The organism is Streptomyces sp. NPDC051018 (genome assembly GCF_044456085.1).
Lineage (GTDB): Bacteria > Actinomycetota > Actinomycetes > Streptomycetales > Streptomycetaceae > Streptomyces.
In genome coordinates this window covers 1-19,712 of the sequence record NZ_JBITFN010000041.1, presented here as the reverse complement: position 1 = coordinate 19,712, position 19,712 = coordinate 1, and the positions used below count along the sequence as shown (strand labels likewise).

General features: G+C 69.9%; 14 protein-coding genes and 6 pseudogenes. 11 read left to right on the top strand and 9 right to left on the bottom strand.

Annotated elements, in window-relative coordinates:
- Nucleotides 1–1,485: 1,485 nt before the first annotated feature.
- Both ACIBCM_RS35100 and ACIBCM_RS35095 read left to right on the top strand, forming a co-directional pair.
- Nucleotides 1,486–1,707, top strand: a pseudogene (locus ACIBCM_RS35100) (multidrug DMT transporter permease); the annotation flags it as partial.
- 95 nt (nucleotides 1,708–1,802) lie between these two features.
- Nucleotides 1,803–1,898, top strand: a pseudogene (locus ACIBCM_RS35095) (transposase); the annotation flags it as partial.
- Between the two features lie 4 nt (nucleotides 1,899–1,902).
- Here ACIBCM_RS35095 and ACIBCM_RS35090 read toward each other — a convergent pair.
- Nucleotides 1,903–2,565: a TetR/AcrR family transcriptional regulator gene (locus tag ACIBCM_RS35090; RefSeq protein ID WP_399250484.1), complete on the bottom strand. Its 663-nt coding sequence runs from the start codon at nucleotides 2,563–2,565 to the stop codon at nucleotides 1,903–1,905.
- A 162-nt stretch (nucleotides 2,566–2,727) separates the two neighbouring features.
- Here ACIBCM_RS35090 and ACIBCM_RS35085 point away from each other — a divergent pair, with 162 nt between their 5' ends.
- Together ACIBCM_RS35085 and ACIBCM_RS35080 are read left to right on the top strand one after the other, a co-directional pair.
- Nucleotides 2,728–3,663: a DMT family transporter gene (locus tag ACIBCM_RS35085; protein ID WP_399250482.1), complete on the top strand. Its 936-nt coding sequence runs from the start codon at nucleotides 2,728–2,730 to the stop codon at nucleotides 3,661–3,663.
- Nucleotides 3,664–3,728: 65 nt separating this feature from the next.
- On the top strand, nucleotides 3,729–4,418 hold the full coding sequence (locus tag ACIBCM_RS35080; RefSeq protein WP_399250481.1) for a DsbA family protein: 690 nt from the start codon (nucleotides 3,729–3,731) through the stop codon (nucleotides 4,416–4,418).
- Between the two features lie 164 nt (nucleotides 4,419–4,582).
- On the opposite strand, the pseudogene ACIBCM_RS35075 reads toward ACIBCM_RS35080, so the two are convergent.
- Nucleotides 4,583–4,728, bottom strand: a pseudogene (locus ACIBCM_RS35075) (aminoglycoside phosphotransferase); the annotation flags it as partial.
- A 176-nt stretch (nucleotides 4,729–4,904) separates the two neighbouring features.
- Between ACIBCM_RS35075 and ACIBCM_RS35070 the strand changes: the two are divergent.
- Nucleotides 4,905–5,426 carry a hypothetical protein gene (locus ACIBCM_RS35070; RefSeq protein ID WP_399250479.1) on the top strand — a complete coding sequence of 174 codons (522 nt, stop codon included), beginning with the start codon at nucleotides 4,905–4,907 and terminating at the stop codon, nucleotides 5,424–5,426.
- Nucleotides 5,427–5,690: 264 nt separating this feature from the next.
- Here ACIBCM_RS35070 and ACIBCM_RS35065 read toward each other — a convergent pair whose 3' ends face one another.
- A complete protein-coding gene (locus ACIBCM_RS35065) occupies nucleotides 5,691–6,929 on the bottom strand; it encodes an IS256 family transposase (protein ID WP_399250477.1) in 1,239 nt (412 codons plus the stop codon).
- 440 nt (nucleotides 6,930–7,369) lie between these two features.
- Between ACIBCM_RS35065 and ACIBCM_RS35060 the strand changes: the two genes are divergently transcribed.
- Nucleotides 7,370–7,987, top strand: coding sequence for a hypothetical protein (locus ACIBCM_RS35060; RefSeq protein WP_399250475.1), 618 nt, complete (start codon nucleotides 7,370–7,372; stop codon nucleotides 7,985–7,987).
- Between the two features lie 403 nt (nucleotides 7,988–8,390).
- Here ACIBCM_RS35060 and ACIBCM_RS35055 read toward each other — a convergent pair.
- A pseudogene (locus ACIBCM_RS35055) lies at nucleotides 8,391–8,678 on the bottom strand (transposase); the annotation flags it as partial.
- Nucleotides 8,679–9,083: 405 nt separating this feature from the next.
- On the opposite strand from ACIBCM_RS35055, the gene ACIBCM_RS35050 reads away from it, so the two are divergent.
- From ACIBCM_RS35050 to ACIBCM_RS35040, 3 genes are all read left to right on the top strand, one after another.
- Entirely contained in the window at nucleotides 9,084–9,533 is a 450-nt protein-coding gene (locus tag ACIBCM_RS35050) for a VOC family protein (protein WP_399250491.1), read from the top strand.
- 599 nt (nucleotides 9,534–10,132) lie between these two features.
- Entirely contained in the window at nucleotides 10,133–10,837 is a 705-nt protein-coding gene (locus tag ACIBCM_RS35045) for a right-handed parallel beta-helix repeat-containing protein (RefSeq protein ID WP_399250489.1), read from the top strand.
- Between the two features lie 298 nt (nucleotides 10,838–11,135).
- Nucleotides 11,136–12,560: an acyltransferase gene (locus tag ACIBCM_RS35040; protein ID WP_399250473.1), complete on the top strand. Its 1,425-nt coding sequence runs from the start codon at nucleotides 11,136–11,138 to the stop codon at nucleotides 12,558–12,560.
- A gap of 104 nt (nucleotides 12,561–12,664) precedes the next feature.
- Here ACIBCM_RS35040 and ACIBCM_RS35035 read toward each other — a convergent pair whose 3' ends face one another.
- On the bottom strand, nucleotides 12,665–14,515 hold the full coding sequence (locus tag ACIBCM_RS35035; protein WP_399250487.1) for an APC family permease: 1,851 nt from the start codon (nucleotides 14,513–14,515) through the stop codon (nucleotides 12,665–12,667).
- A gap of 584 nt (nucleotides 14,516–15,099) precedes the next feature.
- A pseudogene (locus ACIBCM_RS35030) lies at nucleotides 15,100–15,297 on the bottom strand (type I glutamate--ammonia ligase); the annotation flags it as partial.
- Nucleotides 15,298–15,304: 7 nt separating this feature from the next.
- Here ACIBCM_RS35030 and ACIBCM_RS35025 point away from each other — a divergent pair.
- Nucleotides 15,305–16,258 carry a transposase gene (locus tag ACIBCM_RS35025; RefSeq protein WP_399250471.1) on the top strand — a complete coding sequence of 318 codons (954 nt, stop codon included), beginning with the start codon at nucleotides 15,305–15,307 and terminating at the stop codon, nucleotides 16,256–16,258.
- A 30-nt stretch (nucleotides 16,259–16,288) separates the two neighbouring features.
- Here the strand turns inward: ACIBCM_RS35025 and ACIBCM_RS35020 are convergent, their stop codons facing one another.
- Together ACIBCM_RS35020 and ACIBCM_RS35015 are read right to left on the bottom strand one after the other, a co-directional pair.
- Nucleotides 16,289–16,894 (bottom strand): GPP34 family phosphoprotein, encoded by a 606-nt coding sequence (locus tag ACIBCM_RS35020; protein WP_399250469.1) that lies wholly within the window; start codon nucleotides 16,892–16,894, stop codon nucleotides 16,289–16,291.
- A 249-nt stretch (nucleotides 16,895–17,143) separates the two neighbouring features.
- Nucleotides 17,144–17,620 carry a hypothetical protein gene (locus ACIBCM_RS35015; RefSeq protein ID WP_399250485.1) on the bottom strand — a complete coding sequence of 159 codons (477 nt, stop codon included), beginning with the start codon at nucleotides 17,618–17,620 and terminating at the stop codon, nucleotides 17,144–17,146.
- Here ACIBCM_RS35015 and ACIBCM_RS35010 point away from each other — a divergent pair.
- Nucleotides 17,619–17,879 (top strand): hypothetical protein, encoded by a 261-nt coding sequence (locus tag ACIBCM_RS35010; RefSeq protein ID WP_399250467.1) that lies wholly within the window; start codon nucleotides 17,619–17,621, stop codon nucleotides 17,877–17,879. The two genes, ACIBCM_RS35015 and ACIBCM_RS35010, sit on opposite strands and share 2 nt — an antisense overlap.
- Nucleotides 17,880–17,959: 80 nt before the next feature.
- Here the strand turns inward: ACIBCM_RS35010 and ACIBCM_RS35005 are convergent.
- Nucleotides 17,960–18,669 (bottom strand): annotated as a pseudogene (locus ACIBCM_RS35005) (hypothetical protein).
- Nucleotides 18,670–19,712: the final 1,043 nt, after the last annotated feature.

Sequence of the window (19,712 nt, the reverse complement as noted above, 5' to 3'; positions counted from 1 at the left end):
GGCCCGCCCGGCGAACACGGCGGATCACCCGATGCAACGCCGACGCCGACGGCACCCCCGACCCGTCCTCGGAGGCAGCCAGCCGGCCACGCGGCTCGGCGACATTCCCTCCCACCTCGCCCGGCACACCTCGTCCGACACCGCATACCCTCGGCGGGCACCGGCCTCCACCCGCCCAGTCGCCTTCGCCTGCTCCAGCCAGCGTCAGCCGAGGGCGTTGGTGGTGCGTCGTCTGCTGGAGCGGCAGGAGGCGGGGGAACCGGCTACCCGGCACGTGTGTGCGGTCGCTGAGATGGCGGGTGTTTCCGAGCGTACGGTGTCCCCGGCCCTTACCTCTCGATCCGCTCCACGGTCACACCGGCCTCCCCACCCCACCGCATAAGAACTCTCGAACCCGAGACAGCATCACCCGCCATGGGATAAAGCCCCACGACAGCGATCCCGGCCCTCAATCTCTCACCTCATGACAGCGGCCAACCCACCCACAAACCCCCACTGACCAGCCCCGTAACACCAACCCCTGGACCAGCACGACCGACTCTCACCACCACCGACACCAACCCGAGAGATCGCCCGCGGAGTCACGCACCCGCGCTCGCTCCGGTCAGCGTGTACGCGGGAGAAGGGCGGGGCGGCCGGGACCACGGGACCCGGCATACCGGATGTCCGACCCCGGGGCCGGCCCAGTGATCCCTCTCCCCCACCGGCGCAAGGGCGGTGCCGCGCAGCTCGGCGCCGCCGGGCCCAGGCGAGCACGGGCCCTTCGGCACCCGCCCAAACCTCGTGCCGGCAGGTCGTGTGCCGGCCACCCGTCGTGCGGAGGCGCCGGTGCCCCTGCCCGACCGGCCCGTTCTGGAGCGGTGGCTCACCGAGGCCAGCACGGCTCACCCCGCCCGGGTGATCGACGGTACCGGGGAAGGGAGCCGGGGCGTGGTCGGGCGAGCGCCCCGGGGGCCGGGCTTTGGTTCTAGCGGTCTCGCAACACCCGACCTCCGGGGATGCGATGGACTTCGAGATCCGTGAGAACCGGAAGCCGCGCTTCTGGGGAAGCCGACAACTCGCCCGAGCTGACTCCGCCTACCAGGATCGTCACTTTCCCAGGGATAGACAAAGCAGCCGGGCTGGACGCGCTGTGCATTGAGCACTGTTCAGCCAGGGCAAGGGCCCGGCCCGCCGGGCCCTCGCTGATTTCCACCGCCGATTCCCGGTGCCAGCGTCTCGGGCACCAGCTACGCAGGGCTTGGCCCGAGCGCGGGGGACGCCCACCGCGTGCTCCCGTGGTGACCGTCCGGCCGGGGCGGCAGAACGGAAGGAGGACTTGATGGTGGGGGCCGTCTTCGCACTGTTGCCGGCGGTCTTCTACGGCGTCGCGGACTTCACCGGCGGGCTGATGTCACGGCGTGCGAACTTCGTCGTGATCGCCCTGCCAGGGCAGGCCGGTGATCTTCTGCTCGCAGTGGCCGCAGCCTGCCTCATGCGCCCGCCGTGCCCGGTACCGCAGAGGTGGTCTGGGGCACGCTATCCGGCGTCGGCACCGCGATCGGAATGCTCTTTCTCTACCGGGGAATGAGCCGCGGGGCGATGAGCCTCGTCGTACCGGTCAGTGCGCTCAGCGGGATCGCCCTGCCGGTCCTCGTCGGGGTGCTGCTGCTCGGGGACCGCCCCTCGCCGCTCGCGTGGCTGGGCACCGCGATCTCGCTGCCCGCCCTCTGGCTCGTCCCCCGGGAAGGCTCCCCCGAGGTCCCCGTGCTGACACCGGCGTCCGTCGACGGGCTCATCGCGGGCAGGTGGCATCGCACTGCAGCACGAACGCGATCGAGAGCGTCAACGCCCGCAGGCGCAAGGCCGTGAGGGCCCGCGGCCACTTCCCGTCGGAGAACGCCGCGTTGAAGTGCCTCGGGTTCAGGGCCGGGCGGAGGGCAGCAGGCGTCGGGCCAGCAGGCAGAGAGCTTCGGCTACGCGCTCGTGGGAGATGCCCAGGGTGTGGCGTTGGTGCTGGTACAGCCCGGGGGCCAGGGGGCCCAGGGCGACATCGGCGAGCGCGTCGGGGTCGGGGGCGCCACCGGCCTGGAGAAGTGTGCGTACGTGCAGGCGCCAGAAGCCGTAGGAGCCGGTGAGGTAGCGGGCGGGGCCGGTCTCGGTGCCGAGTGCAAGCGGCAGATGCCGTTCCAGGAGGTCCAGAGAGGCCAGGTAGAAGGCGGCCAGCCGTTCGGCGGGGGGCGCCCCGGGGCCCAGCGGCGGGGGACCGTAGATCATCTGTCCTTGAAGACGGCGTTCGTGCTCGTCGAGTAGGGCGATGGCGACGGCGGACCGGTCGGAGAAGGAGCGGTAGAGGGTGCCGCGGCCGACCCCCGCGGCCTTCGCGATCTGGTCCATGGTGACCGTGTGCGGGTCGTGCGCGGTGAAGAGCTGTTCGGCGGCGGCCAGGACGCGGGCGCGGTTGCGTACGGCGTCGGCGCGTTGGCGGGGCGGGTCCGCAGGCGGGGGCATGGCCTGGAGATCGCCGCGGGAGCCCGGGGACGGGCCGGAGTGCGGGTCGGTGTTCCCGCCGTCGTTGTCGCTCATGCGGTTCACCTTACTTTTCGGGGACTTGCGGAAGGCTTCCCAGATCAAGTGGACATCTTGTCCGTTTGTCAGCCTAGGTCTATCTTAACTGGGACGACTGTCCATTTGATTGGCCGTTGGATCTCCGGTTGGGTCCTCGGTCCGAACGTGGGAGAACGAGAGATGAACGCTGCGCTGCTCGCGGCAGCTCTGCTGGTCGGGTGCCTGCTGGCCGTCCAGGCTTCGGTCAACCTGCAACTGAACAAGGCCGTGGGCACCCCATACGGCGCCTCCACGGTTCAACTGGGTGTGGCCACCGGGCTGCTGGTGGTGCTGGCGGCGGTGACGGGGGCGCTCGGCGCGCTCGGTGAACTTCCCGGCGTTCAGTGGTGGCATCTGCTGGGCGGTCTGGTCAGCCCCCTCTACATCACCAGCGGCATCCTGCTCCTCCCCCGCCTGGGAGCCCTGGCCGCCGTCGGGCTGTTCGTCACCGGGCAGATGTTCTCCTCCCTGATCCTGGACCTGGGCGGCCTTTTCGGGCTGGAGACGAGGGGCCTGAGTCCCGGTATCGCCCTCGGTGCGGCCGCAGTCCTCGCCGGGATCGCCGTGATCATCAAAGGGCAGAACGCGTCCGCGCCGCCCGGCGCTCCCCCGGCGGCCCTGGGCCGGGCCGGATGGATCGCCCTGGGGATCGTCGCCGGTGGTGTGCTGCCAGTTCAGGGCGCGGTCAACGCCGAGTTGCGCCATGGGCTGGGAGCTCCCGTCACGGTGGCGGCCTTCAGTTTCGCCGTGGCCACGCTCACCATCACCGTCGTTCTGCTGGTGCTACGGGTGACGGGACGGACGCCCGGGCCGCGAATGGCCCCCTTGCGGAGCATGCCGTGGTGGGGCTGGCTCGGCGGCGTGTGTGCCGCAGGGTACGTCACCGGCACCTTCCTCCTCATCCCCGAGATCGGCGCTGCCGTCACCGTCGGCCTGACCGTGACCGGCCAGCAGCTCACTTCCGCCCTGATCGACCACCGGGGGATGTTCCGGCTGCCGACCCGGCACCTCACCGTGCCACGCCTGTCGGGGCTGGCGCTGCTGCTCACGGGTTCGCTGGCCGTCCAGCTCGGATGACCACCTTCCCGCGCCCGAGCGCAGTTGCCCCGCGACCTGTCCCATCTCACCCCTTGGAGACCGCCGTGACCGACACCGTCCTGACCCCGCCCCCGGGCGTCATCATCGTCTTCTCGGACATCTGGTGCTCGTTCGCGCACCTCGCCGTCCACCGTCTGCACGCCACACGTGCGCGCCTGGGGCTGGAGCACCGGGTCAGCTTCGACCTGCGCGCCTTCCCGCTGGAACTCCTCAACGACGCGCCCAGCCCCCGCCCGGGGACCGACAGCGAAGTGGCCCGCATGGCCTCCCTGGAACCGGCGGCGGGCTGGCAGCTCTGGCAGGCCAAGGACTGGCTCTACCCCTCCTCCACCCTGCCGGCCCTGGAAGCGGTCCAAGCGGCCAAGGAACAGTCCGTGGCGGCCTCCGAGCGGCTTGACCTCGCGCTCCGCAAGGCGTTCTGGGCGGAGTCGAAGTGCGTGACCGACCGCAAGGTCATCCTGGACGCCGCAGCGGCGACCGGCGTCGTCGATGTGGCCGCGCTCACGAGGGCCCTGGACGACGGCCGGGCCCGCCGGGCCCTGTCCGACCAGGCCGCCGTCTCCCGCACCGACCTGGTCCGGTGCAGCCCGCATCTGTTCCTGCCCGATGGGAGTGACGTACCCAATCCGGGGATCGAGGTCCGCTGGGAGGGCGCGTACGGTGTCGGATTCCCGGTGGTCGAGAAGGACGAACCGATGATCTACGAAGATCTGCTGCTCAAGGCGGCCGTATGAGCCTCTGTGCCGCCGCCGCCCGGTCCGCTGAGGAGGCCCTCGCATGACCCAGCGGCTCCAGGGGGAGCGCCTGCGTATCCGCGCGGCGATCAACCGCACGCCGGCCGGCAGGCCCACACGCTCCAACGGCAGCCTTGCGGTCGCTGCCTTCGCTGTCGCCGGCGTCAAAGGCCCCTCGGGACGCGATCGAGCAGAGACTGGCCTGCGGGCCCCAGTTCGGCTTGCCGCCGGGCAGGCCGCGGTCCCCGTTCTGGCCCATCAGCGTCAGGAACAGGCCCTTCATTGCGGCCAGCCCACGCGGCCGTCGGACTGTCACGGTAGCCGAACGGTGGTGAACGGGCCCGGTGAGCGGTTCAGCACGGCGCGACGGACGGTCAGCAGACCGCGCGAGCAGGGCTTGGGCCGGGGGCACAAGTGGCCCTGCCGACGGCCACGTGCCCCGGCTGCCGATCAACATCGTGACCAGGCCGGCCCTATGCTGAGCCGATGTCCGACAACGGCGCACCACCGAGCAGCTCAGGCGCTGCAGGGCCCGGCGTGGACGCGAGGCTGCCTGCGGCCGTGCATATCGCCGGAGTCGTGCTGACAAGGATGGAGAGCCCTCCATCGCTCGCCTGCTGGACCGGCTACCTCCCGGAGCCGGCAGACGCGGCCGGGACCGGGACCGGGGTAAGTCTGGTGATCGAGCCGGCCACCCCGCCGGACGAGGCCACCCTGCGATTCGCCCACGACGTCGTGAGCCGTTTCGATGTCCTCGTCGACCAGGCTCTGGTGTACTGCCGCACCCGGCTCCGGGAATCACACTTCGAACTCACACCTGAGGAACTGGGCTGGCTGGATCTTCCGGAGCTGCCGCTGGCAGTTCCCGAAGCAACGGTGTGGGCCGACCGGAACTGGGCAATCCGTTTCACGGAGAGCAGGCTCCGGCTGGCGGATCCCCACGGAATCCTCGTGACCTTCAACGGAACGCAGCCTGTCGACGTCCAGGGCCTCGACGAGGAGCAGTGAACCGCTCGTTGCGCCATCGGGCGTGTGGTCACGGGCGGCGGTTGGGGCCGGTTGCCCCAGCGGGGGCCAGTTGGTGTTCTGATGCCTTCCGTCCGTCCTGCGCCCAGAGACCGTCCGGGAACCTGGAGCACCGGCGGGCCGCTCCGGGCAGCCCGTACACGCGCCGAGGCGGTTGCCGACCGGCGTGTCTCAGCACCGGTCAGGGAGTGGGTCACGTCCGCTGGAGTGGTGTATCGACGGCCACTCGGTGATCTTGTTGTGAGGTTATGCGGTGAGTTCGGTGGGGAGGTCGGTGTCGTCGGTTTCTGACTCGATCGAGTGGAGGCGGGCTTTGGCGAGGATTTCGCGGCCCATGTAGCGGCGGGCCTCGGTCCATTCGTCATTCTGCTCGGCCAGGACCGCGCCGACCAGGCGGATCAGGGCGGTGCGGTCGGGGAAGATGCCGACCACGTCGGTGCGGCGCCTGATTTCCTTGTTCAGCCGTTCCTGCGGGTTGTTCGACCAGATCTGCCGCCAGATCTCGCGCGGGAAGGCGGTGAAGGCCAGCAGGTCGTGCCGGGCGGTGTCCAGATGCTCGGCGGCCTTGGGGAACTTGGCCCCCAGTGCATCCAGCACGTGTGCCATCTGGGCTTTCACTGCCGCGGTGTCAGGCTGTTCGAACACGGTCCGCAGGAGCGTGGCGACCCACGGCTGGGCCGATTTCGGGACCTGGGACAGCAGATTTCTCGCGTAGTGGGTGCGGCAGCGCTGCCAGGAGGCGCCGGGCAGGACCGCGCCGATGGCGTCGACGAGGCCGGTGTGGGCGTCGGAGACGACGAGCTGGACACCGGACAGGCCGCGGGCGGTCAGTGAGCGCAGGAAGGCGAGCCAGCCGGCGCCGTCCTCGGTCGTGGCGACGTCGATGCCGAGGATCTCGCGGTGCCCGTCGGCGTTGACCCCGACCGCGATCAGCGCGTGGACGTTGACGATCCGGCCGCCCTCCCGGACCTTCTGGGTCAGCGCGTCCGCCCACACGAACGCATACGGACCGGCGTCCAGCGGGCGGTTGCGGAAGGCCGCGACCTGCTCGTCCAGGTGCTTCGCCATTGCGCTGACCTGGGACTTCGACAACTGGGTGACCCCCAGGCTCTCGGCGAGCTTTTCAACACGGCGGGTGGAGACACCCAACAGGTAGGCGGTAGCGACCACCGAGATCAGAGCTTGTTCGGCCCGCCGTCGGCGCTCCAGGAGCCAGTGCGGGAAGTAACTGCCGGTCCGGAGCCTGGGGATGGCCAGGTCGATGGTCCCGGCCCTCGTGTCCCACTCGCGCGGGCGGTAGCCGTTGCGGTGGTTGACACGCTCGTCGCTGACCTGCCCGTACTCCGCGCCGCAGACGGCGTCGGCCTCAGCGGACATCAGGGCCTCGGCGAACGTCTTGACCATCGCGCGCAGCAGATCGGGACTCGCCGCGGCGAGATTGTCCTCGGCGAGGGCGTGCAGGGGCAGACTGTCCGGTGCGGTCATCGTGCTGATCTCCTTCGAGGCTTCGACACTTCGAAGATCAGCCGGTGGCCGTTCTCATATCCGGACCCTCACTCCGACGCCGGAACAAACACCCGGATCAGGGGAGAACCCGTACACCACTTCCCAGGACGCAACCTTCGTCGTCTCCTACGGTGTCGGCTTTGCCGTGTCCCTGGCCACCGTGGAACCGACCCCGACGGCCCGTGCGGCGGATCTGGATATCACGTGCACGATGGTCGGTGCCGGCAGTGTCGGCGCTATCCTCGGGTGACGGGTGACGGCAGGCGGGTGACGGCAGGCGGGTGACGGCAGGCGGGTGACGGCAGGCGGGTGACGGCAGGCGGGTGACGGCAGGCGGGTGACGGCAGGCGGGCGGGCGATGGCGACGGTGGTGAGCGGCAGGACGTTCGAGGACAGGCTGTGGAACGGTGCCGGGGGGGGTGGTGCGGGATGTCCGGTTCGACCGCTGTGTGTTCATCGTCTGCTCCCTGGTCCAGTTCGGCGACCCGGAACCCCCGCTGGTCGCCCGGCATATCACCGCGACCCGGTGCACCCTCGACAACTGCTACGTCGCGGGAGTCCGGTTCGAGGACATCACGATCGAGCATCTGACAGTCAGGGGCGGGCCCCTGAGCCTCCGGGGGTGTGTCTTCTCCCGTGTCACCCTCAAGGGCAGGATCGGCCCTCTGGTCGCCGCCATGCCTCTCGCGCCCGCACGCTCCGAGCTGCACCCGTACGCCACAGGGGCGATCGTGGACGCCTACGCCTCCGTCGACTGGGCTCTGGACATCTCGGAGGCCGAGTTCACCGACGTCGCCTTCGACCTGGTGCCCGGGGACCTCATCAGAAGAGACCCCGAAACCCAGTTCCTGCTGCACCGGGACAAACTGGAAGGCCTGGATCCCACAACACTGCCCAGGAGCGCGAACCTGTTCGTGGACCGCTTCCAGTACTCACCCTTCGACACCATGGTCGCCGTCGCCCCCAAACGATCCCGGCGCTTCCAGCCCTTCCTGGAATCGCTGCGGGAACTGCGGGAACGCGGCCTGGCGGAATGACCCCCCACCGGGCGCAAGACGGCCCGGCACCGGCGCCGCCCGGACACCGCTGTGCCCGGGCATCGTGCGTTCGATCGCGTCGCGCGGCTGGGTTCCTGCGCGGCAGGCGCCCACCTGGGGCGAAGGAGAAGAGGCCAGAGCAATGCTCGGAACCCGTGGATCGGTGCCGGGAGGGACGCAGAGGGCGTACCTTCCCGAATGATCCTTTGATGGTCTCCGAGTAGGCCCGCGTTGCAGCGCGGGTCGGGAAGGCACGCCCGTGCTCAGCGTAGTCACCGACGACGGATCCACCGACTCCGGATCCTTGATTGGCGAGATCGTGCGAGAGGGTGCCCGGCGCATGCTCGCCGCCGCGCTGGAGGCGGAAGTCAACCAGTACATAGCCGAGTTGGCGGCCGAGACCGACCCGGCGCATCCACAGACCGGGCAGGTAGGCGACCCGGCAGCCAGCCGCACGGGCCACCGTCAGCGGCAGCGCACCGATAATGGCGACCTGGTCCACGACCACCAGGACGGTGCCGAACTTCGCCACCACTTTGGTGAACAGCTCCATCAGCCTTGGTTCGGTGTTGGGCAGCCGCTTGTCGTGCACGGTTCTGCCGTCCCCGGTCCGGCCGTGGACGTGGTGGAACTCTTTGCCCAGGTCCAGGCCGAGGAAGAGGCCTCGCGGTCGTGTCGACCATGTACGCATGCCCCTTGCCTCTCGTCTCCTCGACTCCCGGCCGTCCCTGCGGCACCACACGCCGGCAACCACGTTACGCAGACATCCCCACCCGTAAAGCGGTCCGGCATTGCGCCGAACCGGAATGGTCGTCAGGCCCCTCATCAGCGGTCAAGCAGTGCCCCGAAGCCCGGCGGCAACACCCCCCAGGTCATCGACTTCGACAGGGGGCACACAGCCGTACCGGACCGGGACGGGCACCCCCTTGCGGGGCCACAAAAAGGTAGCGGGGGGTGTCCCCATCCGCCCGTGGCGGGCTCTGCAGAAGAGTCCGGCCGGGGGCCGGACGACGGTTGACCGGCTCCGCCGGATGGGGATGCCGGGCCGCCGCCCCCGCCATACGCTGGGTATATGTCCGATTTCATCTCCGAAGGCATGTCAGCCGAGGACCTTCCCGCACCGGCAGAGGGCCTGCTGCTCACACACTTCCTCACGGTCAGCGACGTCCCCCGCTCACGGGCGTTCTACACCGACGTACTGGGTGGAAGGGTGGTGCTGGACGAGAACCCCTGCATCGTCAAGGTCGCGAACAGCTGGATCATCATGAACCCCGGCGGCGGGCCCACCGACGACAAACCCGATGTCGTCCTGCGCACACCGCAGGACCCCCACACCGTCTCCAGTTTCCTCAACGTACGCGTAGCGGACATCCACGGCTTCTACGCGGCGGCCTGCGCCCAGGGAGCCGAGTTCCTGACCCCGCCCATCGACCGGCGCGCCGAGCTGCGCTGCTACATGCGCGACCCGGACGGCTACCTCATCGAGGTCGGACAGGCCACAGGCCTGCTGAAAGGCATCCTGGCACGCACGGACACCGCAACCTGACCACCAAACGGCATCTCACCAGAGAAACACCCCTCACAGCACACCAGCAGAACCAGGGCTTGAACAAGCTGCAACGCCCAGCAGGACCCCGTGCGAGGACTGCACGGCGGGGAAACGGGCCGGAGTGATGGCTCCACCCGCGGAGCTACGCTGCCCGCGGGAACACCGGACACCGGCTCCACCGCCAACACCAACCGCCAGTCCCGGCACAGCCAGCCGGTCACCGACGCCATGGCCGCTCCCGTGCCCACTCAATGGCAGCCTCAAGGGCGCCATGCCGCACGCGGTGAAGAATCGCGAGGCCGATCGGGTGGTGAAAGCACTTCCAGGCCAGCCGCTGTCCTCCTCCGCGAGCAGCCGTCGCTCACTCCCCAGATCGGCACCACCACCATCGCCCGCGCCGACCAGCTGTTCGCGCGGCTCAACTCCTTGCTGCCGCGTCGCTGACCAACTGCTGCCCGCCTGGACCCTCTCACTTCCCACGGGGCCCGTTCATGCGGGATCCCCCGACGCACCTCAACCCGTCGGGCCACCGGTACGGCATCTACGTCTTCTGCTGAAAGCGCGCTCCGCGCCACAATCTCAGCTGTCACTCAGAAATCGACAGCACCGTATTCTTCCAGAACAACGACAACGGGATCCTGATCACCAAGTCCGGTTCCCTCACCGTCTCCGACATCAGCATCACCAACAACGTCTCGCACCAGGACGGTGCGTTCGTGGGCATCTTCCACTCGACGGGCAGCCAGATCACGAACAACCAGACCGTCGACAGTGTCCGGCAGGGTATCGCCGTAGCGAACGAGAACACCGGACTCCTGGTTCAGGGCAACAGCATCCAGGGCGGCGGTCGCGGCATCTTCTCGACCACCGCGTTCGTACCCACGGCGCCCGGGAGCAGTCAGGTCACGATCAGTGACAACACCATCAGCGGCACGTCGGGCGACGGCGTCTCGCTGGACACCAACTCGTTGACGGGTTCGACGATCTCGGACAACTCGGTGACTGGTGCCGGTCGTGACGGTGTCTTCATCGCGGAGGCGGCGGCTGCGAACCCCGCAAGGGCATCGACACCGTCACCGTCACCGGAGGCGGCGACAGCACCACCCACACTGCCACCGACCCCACCACCATCAAAAGCAGCGAACACTGCAAGAAGCCCACCCACCACAAGTAACCACACACAAACAGCACAACCACCACCGGCACCCCTGACCCATCGCACCACACCACGGGTGGTCGCCGGATCCAGCCCCCCACGGCCGGACCCGGCAATCACCCATCCGCATGTCCAGGAGGCCTGACCTCTGAGGCCGAGCCGGGTCACCCGCCCCTCGGAGGCGGCCGTCACCGCGAGGCGTGGCCCGGCGAGGTCGTGGACCGCGTATGTCTCCTGGCGGACATCGCGGCGGCCCACCGCGATCAGGAAACGAGGCACAGCCGTGGCAGGCGCATCATCCGCGTCGAGGAATGACCCTGGAGGGCCCGGACGAGCCACCGGCCCGGCGCTCCGCGGACTTCCGCGTCGGCCGGCCGTTTCCCCCGGCCGTCTCCCGCACCCGTGGTGCCCCCGGCCCACCGGACCGCGCGATGATCGAAGGTGTGGGAACGGAACGGAACCGCTCCGCGGATCTGCTGCGGGTGTGCGCCATCGGTGCGGTGGTGACCGGTCACTGGCTGCTGGTCGACGTCACCTACCGCAACGGGGTGCTGTCGGGGCAGGACGCCCTCGGCTACGTCGGGTGGGGCCGCTGGCTGACGCTGATCCTCCAGGTCATGCCGGTCTTCTTCCTCGTCGGTGGATATGCCAACGCGGTCTCCTGGACGGCCCACCGGCAGGACGGCCAGGACTGGTGGTGCTGGGTGCGCGGCCGAGCGGGACGCCTGCTGTGGCCGACGGCGCTGTACGCCGCGGTGTGCGCGCTCGCCGTCGTCGCGGCCCGCCTCGCGGGTGCCGAGCCGTCCACGCTGTCGCTGGCCGGCTGGCTGGTCGCCCTGCATCTGTGGTTCCTGCCGGTCTATCTGCTGCTCATCGCGCTGACGCCCGCCCTGCACGCGGCGCACCGGCGGTGGGGGGCCGTGGTCCCCGCGGCGATGGCTCTCGGGGCGGCGGGGGTCGATGTACTGGTTCTCGGGCCGCATGTCCCGGTGGTCGGTTTCGCCAACTATCTGCTGGTGTGGGGTTCCGTCCACCAGTGGGGCTTCGCGTGGCAGGACGGGACGCTCACCGGGCACCGGTGGCGTTGCCGTGCACTGGCCCTGGCCGGAGGTGCGGTGCTCGTCGCCCTGGTCAGCCGTGGGCCCTTCCCCGTCGACATGATCGGCGCGGGGACGCGCGTAGGGAACACCGACCCGCCCTCGATCGCCCTGCTGGCGTTCGCCGCGGCGCAGACCGGCCTCGTCCTCATGGCCGAACCGGCCCTGCGGCGGCTGCTCGCCCGCCCCCGGCTGTGGGCCCGGGTCTCCCGCCTCAACCGGGCGGTCATGACCGTCTATCTGTGGCACATGATCCCCGTGATCCTGGTGGCCCTCGCCTTCTACCCCACGGGCCTCGCCCCCCAGCCGGCCGTCGGATCCCTGCCGTGGCTGGCGCTCCGCCTTCCCTGGATCCTCCTGCTGACCGTGGTGCTGGTCCCGCTCGTCCTGGTGCTCCTGTGGGCGCAGGGCCCCCTGCTCCTGCTGCCGACGGGCCTGGGTCCCGAGGGCCGGTGGTCGCCGTCGCTCGTGGTCTGCGGTCTGGGAGCCGTGGCGCCGGCGCTCACCGTGCTCGCCGTCGGCGGGTTCGCCCCGGACGGCCGTCTCGCCGTGTACCCGCTGGCGTTCTACGCCCTGGGTCTGCTGGCCGTGGTGTGCTCCGGACGCCCGGCGCCGGGCTCCCGTGGGAGCGCCGTGGCCGTAGGGCGTATGGCGGTACGGCCACGTCCGGAGCCGAGGGAGGGCGGCCGGCGGGCCCCTCGCCCGCCTGGCCCGTACCTGCGGACACACAGGGGCCGCAGCACACGCATCCGCGCTCCGGTGGCCGCGTGACGCGCCTGCCGCAGTCCGTACGGTGCGGGGGCGGGGCCACGGACCGCAGACCGCGGACCACGGACGGTGACGGTAGGGCCGCACCCGTGCCGTACGCCCGGCGGCTACGGCAGGTGGAAGGGGACGGAGGTGACGACGATCTTGGGCAGCGGGCGCAGGGCGTGGCGCAGGCGGGTCGCGGTGCGGCTGTGGAGGATCTGGTGTCTGCGGTGCCGGGTGACGATCTCGGGGAGGACGACGGTGAGGGTGACGTCCGGGTGCTGGTGGTGGAGGGCTTCCAGATAGTGGACCAGGGGGGCGATCACGGCCCGGTAGGGCGAGACGAGGATCTCCAGGGGGAGGTGCTCGCCCCACAGGGTCCAGTAATCGCGGAACCGGTGCGCCTCGTCCTCGGAGAGGCTGATGTGCAGGGCGAGGACGGGCTGCTGGAGCGAGGCGGCGTAGGCGAGGGTGCGCATGCTGGCGAGGTCCAGGGTCGCGATGGCGACGATGGCCAGGTGCCGGACCTCCTCGGGGAGTTCCTCGCCCTCCTGGTCCGCTCCGGTGCCGCGGGGGCGCCGTCCGGCCGGAGCGGGGTACCCGGGGCCGGGGGACGGGCTCGGCGCGATGTGGGCCGGCAGCTCGACGGCGTGCGGGCGCAGCCGGAGGGCTGTCCGGGCCGATTCGTAGTGCCGCCGGATCCGGGTGGTCACCACGAGGAACAGCGCGACGGCGACGATGGCGACCCAGGCGCCCGAGGTGAACTTGCTGATGCCGGCGGTGAGGAAGACGACGGCGGACAGGACGGCGCCGATGGCGTTGAAGACCATGCTCTTGCGCCAGTGGCGGTCGCGCAGCCGCCACCAGTGCACGACCATTCCGGTCTGCGAGAGGGTGAACGCGAGGAAGACACCGACGGCGTACAGCGGGATCAGGGCCCCGGTCCGGCCGTCGAAGGCGACGAAGACGAGAGCCGCGGTGAAGGAGAGCAGGACGAGGCCGTTGCTGTAGGCGAGCCGGTCGCCCAGGCGCATGAAGGCGCGCGGCGCGTAACCGTCGCGTGCCAGGAGGGAAAGCACCCTCGGGAAGTCGTTGTACGCAGTGTTCGCGGCCAGCAGCAGCACCGCGGCGGTGGCCGTCTGGATGAAGGCGTACATCCAGCCCGGGCCGAAGCTCAGACGCGCGAGCTGCGAGAGCACGGTCTCCTGGGCCGTAGGCACGACGCCGGTGAGACGGATCAGGGCGACGATTCCCGCGAACATCGTGATGAGCAGGGCCACCATCCACGTCAGGGTGGTACGGGCGTTGCGCCACTCGACGGAGCGGAACGCCGGTACGGCGTTGGAGATCGCCTCGATACCGGTCATCGCCGTGGCACCCGAGGAGAAGGCACGCATGATCAGGAGCAACCCGACGGTCTCGGTGATGGGCAGTGGCGGGACCGGAGGAGGCTGGAAGTCCCGGCCCGCCGCGTCGGCGAGACCGGCGGCGACAAGCGCGAACATGGCGGTGACGAAGGCGTAGGTCGGCGCGGCGAAGAGGGCGCCCGCCTGCCGGATGCCGCGCAGATTGCCCGCGAGGAGCAGCACGATCACGCCGACACCGATGGGCACGGTCTCCGGCGCGAGGGAAGGGACCGCCGAGGTGATGGCCGCCACCCCCGAGGCGATCGACACCGCCACGGTGAGGATGTAGTCGGTCAGCAGTCCGGCCGCGGCCACCAGGCCGGGCACCCGGCCCAGGTTGTCGCCCGCGACGATGTACGAGCCGCCGCCGTGCGGATAGGCCCGGATCGTCTGACGGTACGACAGGCCGACGGCCAGCATCAGCACGACGATGGCCCCGCCGACGGGGAAGGAGTAGGCGAGTCCGGCCGCACCGGCCAGGACCAGGACGGCGAGCATCGCCTCGGGACCGTACGCGACCGAGGAGAGCGCGTCCGCGGACAGTACGGGCAGTGCCACCAGCTTGCGCATCCGCTCGGTCACCACGGCGGAGCTCTCCAGCGCCGCTCCCAGCAGCAGCCGGCGGATCCGCGCCCCGGGTTCCACCGCAGGCCCCGGCGGCGGGATCCGCGTGCCGGCCTGTTCTCCGGTGGAGCGGGATCCGAGGGGAGGAAGAGGCACCATCCGCCCGAACCGGGCCGGGCGGATCTCGGCCGCGGGCGGGAACCGCCCCAGATCGGGATCCACCGGCAGAGCACGGCGCCACACCTCGGGAGGGGCCGAAACGCGCCCCCACGCGCGCCCCACCCTGCGCAGCACCCGCACCTGTTCCTCGTCCAGCGCCGGTAACTGGTCGGCCGGGCCGGGCGGGCCGCCCTGCTCCTTGCCTCGGCGGTCGCGCGTATCAGCCACAGTCCGCAGTGTCGCCGACGACGGTGCGCGGGAGCGAGACCGACATGGCCCGGCCGGGGCTGTCGGGGCCGTCGGGGATCCTTGGTCCGTGGACGGGAACACCACCCGGGCCAGAAGCCGCCCAAGACGTCCCACAGAGACCACCGCACCCCCAACCGAGCTGCGTTTCAGCAGGTCAGATGGGGTTCGGCGGCCTCAGTCGGTTAGCTGTCGAAGTACAGATCGAACTCGTGCAGGTGGGGGCGGAGCTGGATCGGGGCGATTTCGCTGGTGCGCTTGCAGTCGATCCACGTCCCGATCAGGTCGGCCGTGAAGACGCCGCCCGCCTGGAGGTACTCGTTGTCCGCCTCCAGGGCATCGAGGACCGTCGGGAGGGAGGTCGGGACCTGCGGGACGCCCGCGGAGGCAGTGACCGGCACCGGCGCGTCCTTCCTGCTGCACCCGACCCGCAAGCGGCGCCCGACGGTGCGCCGCCCGCTGCCGGACGGCTCCTACCTGACGACCGTCTGCGCCGGGAATTACCGGGCCGGGCGCGGCTGCGGACGGCTCGGGGTACGGATCGCCGAAGCCTGGATGACCACCGAGCTGGCCGACGGCACCCGCCGCACCGAGCTGTGGCGGCTGATGACCAGCCTCCTGGACGCCGAGAGCTACCCCGCCCACGAGCTGATCACGCTGTATCACCACAGGTGGCAGGCGGAGACCTGCTACTTCTCGCTGAAGTCGACCATCCTCGGCGGACGGCTGCTGCGCTCGCGGACGGTCCCCGGCATCGAGCAGGAGGTCTATGCCCTGCTGACGGTCTACCAGGCGCTGGTGCGGACCGCGGACGACCTGGTTACGGCCCAGCCGGGCCTGTCCGCGGAGCGCGTCAGCCTGATCGTGCTGCTCAACGCCGCCGCTGACCAGATCGTGGCCGCCCGCGGCATCGCCCCGGCCGACCCCATGGGCCTCGTCGGGGCGATCGGTCGTGCCGCCCTGGCCGGCCTCCTGCCGAAGGGCCGACGCTGGCGGCTGAAGGCCCGCGTCCGCAAGCGCAACAGCAAGTACACGTTCACTACCGGCAAGCATCCCAGAAAAACCCAGGCATACGCCCTTCACTTCGAGATGATCAAGGAAGGCGGCCTTGACGCCACCAACAGTGGCCAAACGCAACGGTGTTGCACTCAGCGGGACGCCATCCGTCCCGAAACCGCCCGGCGCCCACAGCCGACCAGCCAGCAGGCACGGCCGCCGACAGTAGCGATAGCTGTGCAAGACGTCTGCGGAAAAGGCACTCCCTCTGACCCGGCAACCGAGAACGGGCGCACGACGGTGACGATCCCGGCCCACGCGATCAAAGAGGGGTGCAAGTTGGCGTAGCTGACGCTCCCCATGCCGTGTCCAGACGCATCAGGGAGCTCGCCAGATGTTGTCGAAGGCATCCTGTTCGATCGAGCGCTGCTGGCGTAGCGCCCCCAGCTCCGTCACTGCGTCTGCGACCCCGGCGAGGACGATCCCCGCCGGACCGTCCACCGGATGAGAGTCCCCGTTCGCGTCTGCAGCCACGATGCCTACCGCGGCCGCGAGTGCGGCAAGGGCGGGCTCGTGCGCGGCCCACCGTTCCCTGGCGTGTTGGTGTTCCGCGGTGTTGGACACCACAGTCCTGCCGGTGAGGAGCGAGAGCCAGCGACGCCCCTGCCGCGTGAGCTGGCCTTCAGCCGCGAGAGCGGCCGCATATGCAGCGACCAGATCGCGGCCCCGGCGCCACAGCCAGTCCTCGACCGACTCATACGGCTTGTCGCGGGTGACCGATGCGGTGGCCTGGTCCAGCAACGGATCACCCAGAGCCCTCAGACCCGCCGGCACGATCAGATCAGCGTCGAGGATGACGGCCCCCTCACCGAGCAGATCAACGAGTTCGGCACCGGCCAGCGCGAGGGACAGCTCGCCTTGGCTGACCGGCCGGTCAGCGGCTGCGTCCACGGCGGTGATCATCAAATCGCGGGCGGTCGTCATCAGGACTCCATGTCTTGGCAGTGCGACGGTCAGGCCAGAGGTACCGTCTACAACCAGGTTGCCCGCCAAGTGCCCCGCCGTCGGGAAGACCCACCGACCCGCCCTCCCACACACCGGCCACCGGTCCGTCCTGCCAGGATTTCCCCTGCCCGGCAGGCAGCCCGACACCGGGGCCGCAGCGATGTTCACGGGAGGGACGGCGCCCGTCGGCCGGGTACGGGCCCGTCGTGACGGCGGGCGTCCACCGTTTCAGTCCGTCCGGCCGGTGGCGACGGCGTCGTGGCCGAAGGATGCGGTGAGCGCCTGCGCGATCAGGTCGGGCAGTTTCGTCCGGCCGTCGTCCTCGGCCCAGCGCGCCAGCGCCGTATGCATCGCGGCCAGGAAGGCGCTGATCGCCGCCCGTGTGTGGAACGCTGCCTCGGGATCGGTCGCATCGCCCCCGAGGGCCTCGAAGACGGCTTGTTGCAGTGCGTACTGGCTGTCCAGCTGCCGGGGCCATAGCGCAGGCGTGGAGACCATGAGCCGGAGGCGGTCCAGCATGAACCGCTCCTTCGCTGCCGCGTCGTCCCCGTCGCCGCCGGTCAACGCCGTGGCCGCCTCGACGAGTGCGCCGCCGACGCGGCGCACCAGGGGGGTGCGCCGCGGATGACGCGGCGCGCCGCCGTCCCCCGTTCCCGAACCGCTCGCGGAACTCCTTGTCCGCTGGATCGACAGCCGGGACACCATGAACACCGCTACCAACCACGCCTGCCAGTGGCTGTTCCCGGGCCGTCGGGCCAGGCAGCCGATCCACCCCGACGTGCTGGCAGCGCTCCTCAACGACATCGGCATTCCCACCACCGCCGGTCGCACCGCCGCGATCCGGCAGCACGTCCTGGAGATGCCCGCCCCGGTCGTCGCGGAGGCTCTGAGCCATCACCGGGTCACCACGGCCAAGCTCGCTGCACAGGCCGGCAACAACTGGACCCGCTATGCCAGCCGGTGATCACCTGAGGTCACCGTCCGGCTGGGCTCCCCGGCAGGCCGATCACAGTTGAACAGGCGATCCAACGAGACGCGCAGCAGTCAGAGCGACTCTCGGCCCGGCCGCGGATAGCCGATTTCGGAGATGTCCTGGGCCAGGACCGCCACGGTGACCTCATCATTCAGCGACGAAACGAGTTCCTGGTCCAGCGGTCGCAGCGCATACACATGGCTCACCGCTGCCAGGTCCACGGGGACCTCGTAGTAGTCCTCGGCGAAGGACTGGAACGCTTCCGGAGAACGGTCGACCAGGAGATTGAACAGTCCAGTCGTCCCATCAGGATCGGCACGGCCCGCGGGAAAGCCGATCGTCCCGTGGCGCCACTGATCGTCGGTCTTCCCCCGCCACAAGCAGGCTGTTACGACGGGCACGCCGTCCTCGTCGGTGAACGCCGGCTCCTCCACGAAGGGCCGAAAGACCCCAGGGACCTCGTCAATCACTCCCGGCCAAGGCTCGCCGTCGTTGCCATATGGGCTCATCGGCGATTCGTGGCTGAAGCCGCGGACATAGACCCGGCCGCCGAGAACACGATGGAGTACTCGTCTCCTGAACGTTGCGCATCGAGGCCGTCTCCCCGCCTTCAGCCCAAGCGGCGTTGAAGGAGTAGTACCGGCTTTCCCAGTCCTGGGCCCAGGATCGCGTCGAGCATCGCAAGCGAGCGGCACAGGTCCCGCAGGTCAGCGATGGTGGGAAGCCGGCGGGCTACGTCATAGACAGTCACGGGCTCATCCAACCGGACTCCCTCTGACATCAGCCCCGCCTCTGTCAGACGTCACGGTCAGTAGCAGTTCCAGAGCCGGACGGGCCAACACGCGACAGTTGAATGGGTGAGTACACCAGTACCGAGGCCGGTCTTGATGCCGAGCAGTGACAGTAATGCCTCGCATCAGTACCGTCGGTCCAAAGCCTCAACGAGGCTGCGGAGTTCACGCGACCGGCGGCGGGACATCGCCAGCATCACCGCTTCGAGGAACTCGCGGGCCTGCTACGGATCACCGCAACAGGCCCACTCCGTGCAGCCACCGCTCTCGTACTCCCACAACCGTCGATTCGGCTGGTGGACAAAGCTCCGCCAGCGCACCATCGCCGACCCGATCGAGCCCGGCCACAGGTACTGCTTCTGACGCTCGATCCGTCGAACCTCGGCGAGTGCGGCCGAGGAGAGGCCGCGGATGGCCGTGATGTCGTCATGCTTCCGGCGCCGGCCCGGCAACTCGGCCCGGACGCGCCCAGGCCGCCTACGCGGCATGGGCCTTTCTGTTGACCGTCATGCCGGTCATCCTCCCATCTGCGGTCGCTACGCGACCAGCCCGGACGGACCCGCACCCCCCGAAGCGCCTCGGACACCCTGCAGATCGCGCCTACAGATCTCCCTCGCGCCCAGGGACGGAAGGCGGTGTGACCTCGATGATCACGGCCGTGCCGACAACCGGCCTGCCCTCGTGCATGGTGATCACACCGCCAGGCTGCACATGGCGCCACTGTTCCGGGCGGAGTGGCGCCAAACGGACCATCGAACCTTCTCCCGGTGCCAGGCCGGGCGCACCCTCCACCCACAGGCGCGCAACGTTCACTGACTGTCCGCCATCGGCAGCGCTGTTGCCGATATCCCAGAGCGGCGACAGCTGTCCCTGCCCGGAGAAGGCGGTCCGACGACCGCCCTCCTCCGTGCTCAGCAGGCTCAGCCTGGCCCTGAGGATGAACCGCCCCGGGTTCGGTAGAGATCTCAGGTTGTGGTGATGACCTGGGGTTTTGCGAGTTCGGTGTAGTAGTTGGTTTCGTATTCGACGGGCG

Coding starts and splice junctions, on each gene's coding strand:
- ACIBCM_RS35010 (WP_399250467.1), top strand. CDS start 17,619: ATGAACACCGCTACCAACCACGCCTGCCAGTGGCTGTTCCCGGGCCGT.
- ACIBCM_RS35035 (WP_399250487.1), bottom strand. CDS start 14,515: ATGCGCAAGCTGGTGGCACTGCCCGTACTGTCCGCGGACGCGCTCTCC.
- ACIBCM_RS35050 (WP_399250491.1), top strand. CDS start 9,084: ATGTCAGCCGAGGACCTTCCCGCACCGGCAGAGGGCCTGCTGCTCACA.
- ACIBCM_RS35065 (WP_399250477.1), bottom strand. CDS start 6,929: ATGACCGCACCGGACAGTCTGCCCCTGCACGCCCTCGCCGAGGACAAT.
- ACIBCM_RS35020 (WP_399250469.1), bottom strand. CDS start 16,894: ATGACGACCGCCCGCGATTTGATGATCACCGCCGTGGACGCAGCCGCT.
- ACIBCM_RS35015 (WP_399250485.1), bottom strand. CDS start 17,620: ATGGTGTCCCGGCTGTCGATCCAGCGGACAAGGAGTTCCGCGAGCGGT.
- ACIBCM_RS35085 (WP_399250482.1), top strand. CDS start 2,728: ATGAACGCTGCGCTGCTCGCGGCAGCTCTGCTGGTCGGGTGCCTGCTG.
- ACIBCM_RS35090 (WP_399250484.1), bottom strand. CDS start 2,565: ATGAGCGACAACGACGGCGGGAACACCGACCCGCACTCCGGCCCGTCC.
- ACIBCM_RS35070 (WP_399250479.1), top strand. CDS start 4,905: ATGTCCGACAACGGCGCACCACCGAGCAGCTCAGGCGCTGCAGGGCCC.